We start from the raw sequence: 11,839 nt of genomic DNA on the forward strand, positions 1-11,839 counted from the left end.
AGCACAAAGGGCTCATCATGTCGTTTTGATGTTTTCGTTCGGGTTTCTTGTGCTCTTCGTGTTTTCGTGTCGAAGGAATTTTTCACGGCGCGGGGACAACGCGGAAGGACAAATCGTCCGGCGAAAGAATCTCCGCGGTCGAGATCGGCGCCGGAAGGAAGAAATCGCCGCTGCCGTTACCGCCGGAAACGAACACGCGGCCGTCGGAAAGCACGGTCAGGCGCGCGACCGTCCGCGCGACGACGAAGTCCGGTCCCTCGAAAACCGCGTTCGCGCCGACATCCACGATTTCGCTTGTCGAAAGGATGTTGAGATCCTTGTCGACGCCGCCCGCGACCAGCACGCTTGCCGGCGACAGGCTGACGGCCACGTGCCCGGATCGCGGCGTCGCCAGCACGCCGAACGCCTCGAACCCGCCCGTCGCGGGGTCGAAGATTTCCACCGACGAGGTCGGCGACCCCGAAACCTGCGAACCGGAGAAACCGCCGGCGAGCACCACGCGATCGTCGGATAACGGCGTCGCGGTGTGCAAGGCTCGCGCGACGACCATCGGCTCTTCTTCGTCCTCGGGCAGCGGTTCAAAGCGTCCGAAATCGGCGATCGAGGGATCGAAAAACGTCGCCGTGCCGATCGCGTTTTCGTCGTCGAGGCCGCCCGCGATCATCACGAGCGGCACGTTTTCCGGCGTCGTGATGACGGTCGCGGTCTGGCCGTAGCGCCCCGCGGCCATCTCGTCCTCGATCGTGATAAACGATTCGATCTCCGGATCGAATAGATCCGACGAGACAAGCCCGTTCACGCCGTCGGTGCCGCCGGCGATCAGCACGCGGCCGTCCGAAAGGCGCGTCGCGGTATGCAGCGCGCGCCCGTCGGAAAGGCGCGATCCGAGCCGGCGAAACGTCTCGGTCGCCGGATCGAAGATCTCCGCGGAGTCGAGCGTATCGAGGAATCCCTCTTCATAGCCGCCGGTCAAAAGCACGCCGCCGTCGTCGAGCAGCGTCGCCTCATGGCCGAACCGGCGCACGCTCATCAGGTCCTCGATGGCGCGGAACGACTCGGTTTCCGGATCGAAGATCTCCGCCGTATCGAGCGGGCCGCCGTAGCCGATGCCGCCGGTCAAAAGCACGCGCCCGTCGCCGAGGAGGGTCTGCGTGTGCGACAGGCGCGGCCCTGTCAGCCCGCCGGGCGTCGCCTCGACCCGCGCGGGCTCGGAATAGTTGCGCACCTCGTCGTAGCTGAAGATCTGGTAGTGATAGGTCACCGCTTTTTGCACGTTGACGTCGTCGAACGCGACCTCGATCTCCAGGTCTTTTGTCGGTTCGACCGAGATATCCGCGATCACGCGCTGGTCGAGATAGGTCTCGCCGACGAGCGGCGCGTCCGTGCGCGCGGGTTGGGCATTTGTCGCCTGGCCATCGGCGCGCAGGATGAGAAAGCCCGTCAGGTCGCGGTTGAACAGGCTGTCCGCCTTGGTCGGAAGCAGCCACTTGAAACGCACCGCGGCGTCGGAGACCTCGACCTTCAGCTCCTTGGGCGTCTGCGGGCCGTTGATGTCGGGCGGATCGTCTTCTTCCTCCGGCTCTTTTTCCGGGCAGCCCGAAAGGAGAAGGACGAAAGCGAAGAGGATCGCGAGGACGAAAAGGCGTTTGGCGCTCATATCAAGCCGTCAGAAGTTCGCGCAGCAGGTCCGGCGATTTCGCGATCCGGGCCGCCGCGGCGTAAGGGTTTTCGCGGCCTTCGGCCACGTCGCGGACAAGCCGTGCCGCATCGTTGTCCTTGTCGTCGAGCCGGATCACACCCGCCTCGAGCTGCGAGGCCAGAACCTCCACCAGCTCCCTTTCCGGCGTCAGCTTCACGCGCCGGACAGGGGCGTCGGGGCTCGCGAGGCATTCGCCGTGCGCCTCGATTTTTGCGCACAGCTCATCGACGCCGATGTTCTTGAGCGCCTGCGTTTGCAGGACCGGCACCCGCCAGGCGGAAGGGTCGTTCAATTCGATCATCTGCGAAAGCTCGCGGAAGATCGCGTCCGCGCCCGCCCGATCCGATTTGTTGACGACGAAGATGTCGGCGATTTCGGTAAGCCCCGCCTTCATCGTCTGAACCACGTCGCCGGATTCGGGCACAAGCACCACGGTCGTCGTCCGCGCGATCTCCATGATGTCGAGTTCGGTCTGCCCGACGCCGACGGTTTCCACGATGACGACGTCGAATCCCGCCGCGTCCATGAGGCGAACGACATCGCGCGTCGCGCGCGAGACGCCACCGTGCGATCCGCGCGAGCCGAGCGAGCGGATGAACACGCCCGCGTCGCCGAAATGCCGGTGCATGCGGATGCGGTCCCCCAGGAGCGCGCCGCCCGTGAAGGGACTGCTCGGATCGACCGCCACGACCGCCACCGTCATGTCCCTGGCGCGAAAGTGCGCCGTCACCTTGTCGACAAGCGTGCTTTTGCCCGCGCCCGGCGGGCCGGTGAATCCGAGGATCACCGCGCGCCCGGTGGCCGGATAGATCTCCGCCATGACCGACGGCACGTCGGTCGCGCGCGACTCGACGAGGGTGATCAGGCGGGCCAGCGCGCGGCGGTCGCCCGCCAGCACGCGTTTGGCGTAGTCAAGACTCATGCGTTTACCGTCGTTTGAACCGCTTTTCGATTTCCATAAGGGGAACGTACCAGAATGTCGGGCGCCCGTGCGGGCAGGACGCCGCGCCCCGGGTGCGGTCAAGGCCGCGTAGAATCTCCCGCATTTGCGCGACGGTCAACTCCTGTCCGCTGCGCACGGCAGAATGGCAGGCGACGACCGACAAAAAGCGATCCGCCGGCGCCGGCGAACCGCCTTGCCCCGTCTCAAGCCAGCGCTCGACGCACTCGCGCACCGCGCCCTCGGCCTCGCCGCCGGAAAGGATCGACGGAATCGCGACGATGCGCCATGTGTCGCCGCCGAATTCCTCCACCTCGATGCCCACCGCCAAAAGCGCCCCGGCGCATTTCTTGAGCGCGTCGGACTCGGCGCGGCGAAGGTCAAGACGAATCGGGACGAGTTGCGCCTGCACGGGAATGCGGTTCGTTTCGTATTGAACGCGCAACTTTTCAAACAGGATCTTTTCGTGCGCCGCGTGCGCGTCGATCATCACCATCATCCCGCCGGATTCCGCCGACTCGCAGACGATGTAGTTGCGGAACATCTGGCCGACGATGGCCAGACGGGAAAACGGACCGGCCTCGGGCTCCTCGTCATGCCCCTCGCGGAACATCGGCGCGCCCGGATCGGCGTCCGGCCGTTTTGCGACCTCGGCCTCATCCGTCTCCGGTGGCGGCGCCTCGTGGAAGAGCGGCGCGGTAAATGCCGGGCCCGGCTCGCCGGATTCGCGTTCCGGCCACGCCGTGGACTCTCCGCCGCCGCCAAACGAAGCCGGCCGCGGGGCGGAGCGGATCGCCGGCTCAAACGGATTTTCGGCCGCGCCGAAACGGTCGCGCAACGTGGCGTCAATCGCCGAGACGATCGCCTCGAATACGCTGGACCCATCCCGGAAGCGCACTTCCGTCTTGGTCGGATGCACGTTCACGTCGACCAGTTCACTTGGCACATCGAGCTTGAGAAGGACAACGGGATAACGGCCCTTGAGAATGTGTCCGCGATACCCCGTGCTGATGGCGTGCGTGATGAGACGGTCTCGCAGGTAGCGGCCGTTGCAATAGACGAAGTAATAGCCCGGCGTGGAGCGCGTCGTCTGCGGCCCCGAGAGATATCCCTCAAGGCGCACGCGCGGCCTTTCGGCGGTAAGACGCACAAGACCCGCCGCCGCGTCCGGGCCAAGCAGGATCGACGCGCGCTGTGCCAGATCCGCCGCCTGGGGCACCTGCAACAACGTCTTGCCGTCGGCGCGCAGCCGGAAAAAGACGCCTTCGTGCACGAGCGCCACGCGCGTCACGGCATCGACGATGTGCGTCAATTCGGTTTCCGGCGAGCGCAGGAATTTGCGGCGCGCGGGGGTGTTGAAAAACAGGTCGCGCACCTCGATGTCGGTGCCCGGCGGGCCGCCTTCCTTGACGACCTCGCGCACGCGCCCGCCTTCGACGACGATCCGCGTCCCCGCCTGGGCGCCGGCGCGAGCGGTGCGCATCGTGAAACGCGACACGCTCGCCACGGCCGCAAGCGCCTCGCCGCGAAATCCGAACGAACGCACGGCGAACAGGTCGCGCTCATCGCTGATTTTGCTTGTGGCATGGCGTTCGAGGGCGAGCAGGGCGTCGTCCTCGTCCATGCCGTGACCGTCGTCGGCAACGCGGATCGAGCGCCGCCCGCCGATCTGCACGTCCACCATCACGCGCGTCGCGCCGGCGTCCAGGGCGTTTTCGACAAGCTCCTTCACGACGGAGGCGGGACGCTCGACGACCTCGCCCGCCGCGATCATGTTCGCGACGTTCTCGGTCAGCAGGCGGACCTTGCGGTAGGCGCCGGGATCAAACGAAACGACCCCCCCGTGGTCCGGGGAGGTCGTCGGGGTCTCGTTTTCGACCGCTACGCTTTGGTCATTCGCCGAGGTAATGCGCGCACTCATCGAAGCAGGTTACGTCGGGTTCCGGCTTCTCGCAAACCGAGAAGCAACCGACGACGCATTCCTTGTAGGCGGTGATGTCGGCCTTGCTCTGATGCTCGACATCGTTGATGCGAAGGAGCAGATCGTCGCAAAAGCCGATGCAGTCATTCAGCGCGGGATGGTCCGATTCGCCTTCCGGCACCGAGACGCAGCAACTGCACGCGTCGTAGCAGTCGCCGATCTTGACGTCGAAGTCGTCGCAGTCCTGCAACGCGTCGCGATCCTTGGCGTACGTCCCGTCGTCCTCGTTGATCGGCCGGGTGAGCTGGTCGTATTCGTCCCCGTCGCACGCGACGATAACGCCGCACGCAACGCCAAGGATGAGGATGCAGGCGACGGCAAGGCCGTGTCGCATGGCAAGACTCCTTCGTGAATTCCGCCGGTTGGGCGAAACTCCTTTAGCAGATGCGGCCAGGGCTGGCAAGTCAAAGTGAGGAACGAGGATCGAGGATCGCGGGCCGAGCCCGCTCATCGGCGCGATACGAGGGCGCGTCAACCCATATCCTCTATCCTCAATCCTCAATCCTCGCTATAAGCGCCATGCCTTATGCGCCGTTTTGCCATCACGCTGATCTGGTTTTTTACGCACGTCCTGCTGCCGCGACTCGCGCAGGCAAGCCCGCTCGACATGTACGGGTTCGGCGCCCGCGCGCGCGGAATGGCCAGCGCCCAGACCGCCGCGGCCAACGATTTCTCCGCGCTCTATTACAATCCGGCAGCGCTTATCGAAGTCCACGCGACGCAGGTGCGCTTGGGCATCGTCTCCGCGGACCCGACGATCGACATCGATTTGAAACGGGCGTCCGGCATCTCGAACCGGCAGGCGAAGGTCCTTCGGGATATGGAAGAGGCGGCCGAGGACGTGCCGACGATCACCGGATACGACTTCGGCATCGTCCTGTCGCCATTTGAGATTTTCAAGGCGGGCCTCGCGCTTTATGTCCCCGAACGGCGCGCGGTGATCCTGCGTCCGATCGATACGCACCGGCCGACGCCGATCCTGCACGACCACTACGCGCAGCGCGCGGCGGTTTTCGTCGGCGGCGCGATCGAGGCGTTTCCGGGATTATCCGTGGGACTCGGGACGCATGTGTTCATCAAGGTTCGAGGGCATCTCGTTGTGCCGATCGAAGGCAGCAACAAGCAGCCGCTGTCCGACGAGATCGACTCCGCCGCCGACCTGACGATCGACTTCCCGTTCACGGCGGAGCCGTTCTTTGGCCTGTATTGGAAGCCGAAACCCTGGATACGTTTTGGCGCCTCCTACCGCTCGCAATTCGAATGGGACGTGGAGATCGACGCGGAGCTCGATCTCGTGCTGCGTAACTACGTCATCGACCTTTCGCGCCTCGCGGACCTCGCCCCCGGTCTCATGCCGCTTCGCACCGTGCTGCGCGTCTCGATCCCGGCGCTTGGCGATACGCCGATCGACATCCCGATCGAGATCGCCGAGCTGTCCGGCGTCGTCGTCGCCAATCTGCGCATGCCGATCGAGGCGTCGCTCGCGATGGACGATCTCTGGCAGCCGCGGCAGCTTTCGGCGGGCGTGGCCGTCGATCCCACCGACCAGCTCACCGTCTCCCTTGACGGCACGTGGTACGACTGGTCCGGGATGCCGAGCCCGGACATGGACATGCAAATCGAGGACATTCATGTGCAGTTCACGACGCTGCCCGCGAACATTCAGGCGCGAATCCGCAGCCTGACCGTGCCGGTGCTCGGCACGCTCGCGTCCGTGCCGTCCACGTCGCTCGCGCTGCCGGGCATGGATATCGAACTCGACATCCCGCTTCGATTCCAGCGGCAGATCCGCCCGCCGGTCCACGACGTCATCCACCCGCGCATCGGCGCGGAGTACCGCTTCCCCGCGATCCGCACGGACGCGGTGGGCGATATCCGCCTGTCCGCGCGCGGAGGGTACGCGTACGAGCCGAGCCCGTTCGGCACCGACGCGGGGTACACGAATCTCATCGACCCGGACCGGCACCTGTTCGCGTCGGGATTCGGCGCAATGTTCAACGACCACATCGGCCTGGACGCGCATTTTCAGTTCCGCTATCTCGCGCGCCGCGAATTCGACAAGGATACGGTCGATGAGGCGATGCCGTTTACGAATGTCGCCGCGGAAGGCTACATCCTTTCCGGCGGCACGCAGATCTCGTTCGTTTGGTGAGGAAAAGAATTTTCACCACGGAGGGCACGGAGAACACAGAGGTTTCTGAACGGGTTTTTTTCCTCTGTGTTCTCCGTGCTCTCTGTGGTAAATCCGTTTCGAGGAGATTCCCATGGCCGGCTCGCTTTGGCGCGTGATGCGCGAATCGAAAAAGAAAGACCCCGGCGCGATCCTCATGCAGTGGCTCGCGACGCCCGAGGGCAGCAAGTTCATGATGGACGCCTTCGAAGCGAAGAAGAACGTCTCCTCGAAATTGCGCGGCCTGCGCGATTTCGCCGGGCTGCCGTCGTTTTCCGATCACGACAAGGTGGAACGCGCCATCGACCGCATCGCCCGCCGGTTGCACGACGTGGAAACGGAGCTGCGCGAGCTCGACGAGGCGATCGACGCGGTCGAAAAACGCGTGTCCGGCGAGAAGGGCGAATCGCCGATGGACGCGGGCAGCCTCGTGCCGGCACCCGCATCGACGCGCAAGCCGAAAAAATCCGCGCCATCCTCGTCGGCGAGGAAATCGCCGCCTTCGAAAAAAGCCGCGCCCGAATTGCTTTCGCGGGTGAAAAAGCCAGGCGCGAAAACCAGGAGGGCGGCACCGAAAAAAATGTCCGGAAAGAATCAGGAAACACCCGCGCCGAAAGGTCGGAGCGACCTGCTGACGATTAAATTCTAGGTCGAGGTTTCGAAACAGGCGAGACGCCTGCGCTCCCGGGACATCGGCGAAATCTGCGAAATCTGCGGATAGATAGAGTCCTAATTCTCCATATCCGCCGTCAACCGCATCCGCTTCACGGCCCGCGCCTCATCCACCCGCTTGACCGCCTGGTTGTGTGGGGCGTGTTTGACGATATCCGGATCGTTTTTCGCTTCCTCGAAGATTGCGCGCATGCTCGCCACGAAATCGTCGATTCGCTCCGGGCTTTCCGTCTCCGTCGGCTCGATCATGATCGCGCCGCGAACGACGAGCGGGAAATACACCGTCGGCGGATGGAAGCCGTAGTCCATGAGGCGCTTGGCGACGTCCATCGTCGTGACGCCGTTCGGCACGGTCTTATCCGACAGGACGCACTCGTGCATGCACGGGCCCGGGTAGGGCAGGTGGTAGAGGTCTTTCAGCTTTTCCTTCGCGTAGTTCGCGTTCAGCACCGCGATCTGGCTGACGCGCTTCAATCCATCCGGCCCCATCTCGCGGATGTAGGTGTACGCGCGCACCAGCATGCCGAAGTTGCCGTTGAAACCGTGTACGCGGCCGACCGCCTTCGGGCGGTCGAAATCCAGGGCGTAGGCGTCGCCGTTTTTCACGACCACCGGCGAAGGTAGAAACGGCGCAAGAAATTCGCGCGCCGCAACGGGCCCCGAGCCCGGACCGCCGCCGCCGTGCGGCGTGGTGAACGTCTTGTGCAGGTTTATGTGCATGACGTCCGCGCCGAAATCGCCCGGGCGCGTGATGCCCATGATCGCGTTCAGGTTCGCGCCGTCGCAATACACGAGCCCGCCTTTGGCGTGCACGATCTCGGCCGCCTCGCGGATGCCGGATTCAAAAAGCCCGAGCGTGTTCGGATTGGTCACCATGATCGCGGCGACGTCCTCGTTCATGGCATCGCGAAGGGCGTCAAGGTCGAGCCTTCCGTCCTTGCCGCTTGGCACCGTTTCCACCGCGTATCCGCAAATGGAGCACGACGCGGGATTCGTGCCGTGCGCGGTGTCGGGAATCAGCACCTTCTTGCGCGGATGGCCGTTTGATTCGTGATACGCGCGGATGAGCATCAGGCCGACCAGTTCGCCTTGCGCGCCGGCGGCCGGTTGCAGCGTGACGGCGGGCAGCCCCGATATTTCCGCGAGATACCCTTGCAACTCGTGCATCAAACGCAGCGCGCCCTGCGACAGCTCGGCGGGCGTTTTCGGATGCAGCCGCGCGAAGCCGGGCAGCCGCGCGGCCGCCTCGTTGACGCGCGGGTTGAACTTCATCGTGCAAGACCCAAGCGGATACATACCGAGATCAATGCCAAAATTGCGCCGCGAAAGATGCGTGAAATGGCGGATCGCCTCGACCTCGGAGAGTTCCGGCAACTCGGCCGCGCTCTTACGCGCGAGATCGGCCGGCAGCGTCGCGGAAGGCGCGTCGTCGCCGAGCACGACGCCCATGCGGCCGGGGTGCGTTCGTTCGAAAACGGTCTGCGTCTCAGTACGCATGGGTCGCCTCCGAAAGCACGGCCGCGAGCCGCTTCGCATCCTCGTCCGTGTTCAATTCCGTCGCGCACACGAGCAGATCGTTTTCGCCAAAGCCCCGCGTTCCCCCGAGCGGCAAGCCTCCGATGATGCCTTTCGCGCGGCACGCCGTAAGAAACACCTCCGCCGGCATCGGCAGCGTGACGACGAACTCGTTGAAGTGCGCCGCGGCGTATTTTCGTTTCGCGCCCGCGTTTTCGAGCGCTTCGCGCGCCGCGTTCGCCGTGGCGAGATTCTGCCGCGCCAGGATCGGAAGTCCGTTCTTGCCGTGCAGCGTCAGGTAAATCGTGCACGCGAGCGCGCAAAGCGCCTGGTTCGTGCAGATGTTGCTTGTCGCCTTCTCGCGGCGGATGTGCTGCTCCCGCGTCGAGAGTGTCAGGACAAACGCGCGCTTGCCGTCGCCGTCCACCGTTTCGCCGCAAAGACGGCCGGGCATCTGGCGCACGTCGTCCTTTTTTGCCGCGAAAAGCCCGAGGTACGGCCCGCCGAAACTCGCCGGGACGCCGAAGCTCTGTCCCTCGCCCGCGACGATATCCGCGCCGAAGGCGCCCGGCGGCTCGGCGATGGCGTACGCGAGCGGCTCCGTGAAGGTGACGACGAGCTTGGCCCCCAGGCGATCGGCGAGCTTTCGCGCGGCCGGCAGATCCTCGAACACGCCCGCGAAGTTCGGCGACTGCACGACAACCGCCGCCGCCTCGCCGATCGAAGCGTCGAGCGCCGTGTAATCCGTGCGCCCGTCCGTGCCAAGAGGCAGCGTGGTTTTTCCGTCGCCAAGATACTGCGTGATCGTGTCGATGACGCCGCGATGCGCGGGGTTGATCCCCGAGGACAGCACGACCGTCTCGCGCCGGGTGGCGCGCATGGCCATCAGCACCGCCTCCGCGGACGCGGACGCGCCGTCGTACATCGAGGCGTTGGCGACCTCCATGCCCAAAAGGCGCGCGATCATCGTTTGAAACTCGAAGATCGCCTGGAGATTGCCCTGGCTGAGCTCGGCCTGATAAGGCGTGTACGCGGTGAAAAACTCGCCGCGCAAAAGGAGCTGATCGACCGCCGGCGGGATGTGGTGGCGATACGCGCCGCCTCCAAGAAAGCTGACCATCCGCGCGCCGTCGTTGGAATCGGCCAGGCGCTCGAGATGATCGAGAAGCCGCGCCTCGCCGAGCGCCTCGGGCAGATGAAGCGCGCCCTTCAGGCGAATGGCGTCGGGAACGGATTCGTGCAGATCGTCGAGGCTCGATGCGCCGACGGCGGCGAGCATCCGCCGAACGTCGTCGCCGGTGTGCGGAATGTAGCGCAACGGATCAGCTTTCTTCCTTGAGGAATTCTTCGTAGGCGCCCGCGTCGATTAGGCCGTCGAATTCGGCCGGATCGCTCATCTCGACCTTGATCATCCAGCCTTCGCCGTAGGGATCGGTATTGACGATGCCTGGCTCGTCAACGAGCGCCGTGTGAACCTCGACGACCTTGCCGGTGACGGGGGAGTAAAGGTCCGATACCGCCTTCACGGATTCGACCGCGCCAAAGGTGTCGCCCGCCGTCACGGTCGCGCCGACGGCCGGAAGATCAAGATAGACGACCTCGCCCAGGGCCTCCTGCGCGTGATCGGTGATGCCGATCGTCGCGACGTTTCCGTCCGCCTTGGCCCACTCGTGTTCCTTCGTATAGCGCAATCCGGCCGGCACGGTCATGAAAGACTCCTCAAGTTTTGCGGGCGTGAAATAAGCGGGTGGCTTAAAAAAATTTGGGCTGTTCTGCGGCGTTGGATGTACCAAAACCCGTCTCCAGGGTCAATGCGAAGAAGGAGTGAGGATCGAGGATTGAGGATCGAGCGGGGGCGTGCCGGGGCGGGATCGTGTCACCGCGGCGAGGGCCACTCGATAAACGAAAAAAACGCGCGTTCCGGACGCGCGTTTCGTTGGTTCGTGCGGGGGGGTGCGATCAGTTCGAGGACGGCCCCGAGCCGGCGCAACCGCAAGCACCGCTGGCGCAAGCCGGCGCGGAAGCTGCGTCGGTCTTGGCGGCCGGGGCCGTCGTGGCGCCGCCGTTCGCGGACTTGCGCGCGTAATCCGTCGTGTACCACCCGCTTCCCTTGAGCTGGAAGTTCGAGCGGCTGATGAGACGGCGCACGTCGCCGTGATGGCACACCGGGCAGGATTCGAGCGCGTCGTCGGAGATGCGCTGCGTCACCTCGTGAACCTGTTCGCAACGGCTGCAAAAATATTCGTAGATCGGCATGTCTTGTCGTGCCTCCGTCACCGGTCGTGGACCCGATCGGCATCGGGCTCGCGGCGAACGAAACGTAACCATTTTCCGGCGACCGTCAAGGCCGCGCGACCGGCGCGGCCATCTCGTGACGGCGTCGGCCCCGCCAATTTTATGCGGCGGCGACCGGTTATATTATCCAATTTTCGCGAGCTTGAGAATCCATGCGCCAAGGACGACTCCGGCTCCAAGGACCGTCAGCCAGCGCCGCCGCGAAAGAAAACCCTCGACATCCGCCAACGGCTTCTTGGCGGCCAGGCGAAAGGCCGTCACGGCAAAGACGGCAACGGACGCCGCCATGAGAAACGGCGCGAGTGGATGATGCGCCAGCGCACCCTCGATATCGCCGTGTCCAAACGCGACGCACGCCCGTGTCATGCCGCAAAACGGGCAGGGGTGTGCGGTCAGCCGGAGAAACAGGCACGAGCGCACGCGGAAGATTGGCTCCCACGGCAACACGTAAATGGCCGCCCAGCCCGACGCGATCAACGCAAGCAGCGTGATGCGAAACGCCGCGTTCGGGCCAAGACGGCGGCTTGTGCCGGCGCGCGCCTCCGGCGGAGCGGGCACGGCTTGCCC

Annotated in this window: 11 protein-coding genes; 2 read left to right on the top strand and 9 right to left on the bottom strand. The window is 64.8% G+C overall.

Going from position 1 to position 11,839, the window contains the following annotated elements; genetic code table 11:
* Positions 1-82: 82 nt before the first annotated feature.
* The 4 genes from K8I61_12270 to K8I61_12285 are packed head-to-tail and all read right to left on the bottom strand — an operon-like array spanning position 83 to position 4,954.
* Positions 83-1,657 carry a hypothetical protein gene (locus tag K8I61_12270; protein ID MBZ0272805.1) on the bottom strand — a complete coding sequence of 525 codons (1,575 nt, stop codon included), beginning with the start codon at positions 1,655-1,657 and terminating at the stop codon, positions 83-85.
* Between the two features lies 1 nt (position 1,658).
* Positions 1,659-2,621, bottom strand: coding sequence for a methylmalonyl Co-A mutase-associated GTPase MeaB (gene meaB / locus K8I61_12275; protein ID MBZ0272806.1), 963 nt, complete (start codon positions 2,619-2,621; stop codon positions 1,659-1,661).
* A gap of 4 nt (positions 2,622-2,625) precedes the next feature.
* A complete protein-coding gene (gene mutL / locus K8I61_12280; GenBank protein ID MBZ0272807.1) occupies positions 2,626-4,560 on the bottom strand; it encodes a DNA mismatch repair endonuclease MutL in 1,935 nt (644 codons plus the stop codon).
* Positions 4,532-4,954 (bottom strand): hypothetical protein, encoded by a 423-nt coding sequence (locus K8I61_12285; protein ID MBZ0272808.1) that lies wholly within the window; start codon positions 4,952-4,954, stop codon positions 4,532-4,534. Before K8I61_12285 ends, mutL begins: the two co-directional genes overlap by 29 nt.
* Before the next feature lie 192 nt (positions 4,955-5,146).
* Here K8I61_12285 and K8I61_12290 point away from each other — a divergent pair, with 192 nt between their 5' ends.
* Both K8I61_12290 and K8I61_12295 read left to right on the top strand, forming a co-directional pair.
* Positions 5,147-6,772: an outer membrane protein transport protein gene (locus K8I61_12290; protein MBZ0272809.1), complete on the top strand. Its 1,626-nt coding sequence runs from the start codon at positions 5,147-5,149 to the stop codon at positions 6,770-6,772.
* 112 nt (positions 6,773-6,884) lie between these two features.
* A complete protein-coding gene (locus K8I61_12295) occupies positions 6,885-7,439 on the top strand; it encodes a hypothetical protein (GenBank protein MBZ0272810.1) in 555 nt (184 codons plus the stop codon).
* A gap of 80 nt (positions 7,440-7,519) precedes the next feature.
* On the opposite strand, the gene gcvPB is transcribed toward K8I61_12295, so the two are convergent.
* The 5 genes from gcvPB to K8I61_12320 all read right to left on the bottom strand — a co-directional run.
* On the bottom strand, positions 7,520-8,959 hold the full coding sequence (gene gcvPB / locus K8I61_12300) for an aminomethyl-transferring glycine dehydrogenase subunit GcvPB (protein ID MBZ0272811.1): 1,440 nt from the start codon (positions 8,957-8,959) through the stop codon (positions 7,520-7,522).
* Positions 8,949-10,295, bottom strand: coding sequence for an aminomethyl-transferring glycine dehydrogenase subunit GcvPA (gene gcvPA, locus K8I61_12305; GenBank protein MBZ0272812.1), 1,347 nt, complete (start codon positions 10,293-10,295; stop codon positions 8,949-8,951). Before gcvPA ends, gcvPB begins: the two co-directional genes overlap by 11 nt.
* 4 nt (positions 10,296-10,299) lie before the next feature.
* The gene (gcvH, locus tag K8I61_12310) at positions 10,300-10,686 is read right to left on the bottom strand and encodes a glycine cleavage system protein GcvH (GenBank protein ID MBZ0272813.1); all 387 of its coding nucleotides are present in this window, start codon (positions 10,684-10,686) and stop codon (positions 10,300-10,302) included.
* Between the two features lie 250 nt (positions 10,687-10,936).
* Positions 10,937-11,233, bottom strand: a complete 297-nt coding sequence (locus K8I61_12315; GenBank protein ID MBZ0272814.1) for a zinc ribbon domain-containing protein — start codon at positions 11,231-11,233, stop codon at positions 10,937-10,939.
* Positions 11,234-11,395: 162 nt separating this feature from the next.
* On the bottom strand, positions 11,396-11,839 hold a 444-nt coding region (locus tag K8I61_12320), incomplete at its 5' end, for a DUF2752 domain-containing protein (GenBank protein ID MBZ0272815.1).

This window comes from bacterium, assembly GCA_019912885.1.
Lineage (GTDB): Bacteria > Lernaellota > Lernaellaia > JACKCT01 > JACKCT01 > JAIOHV01.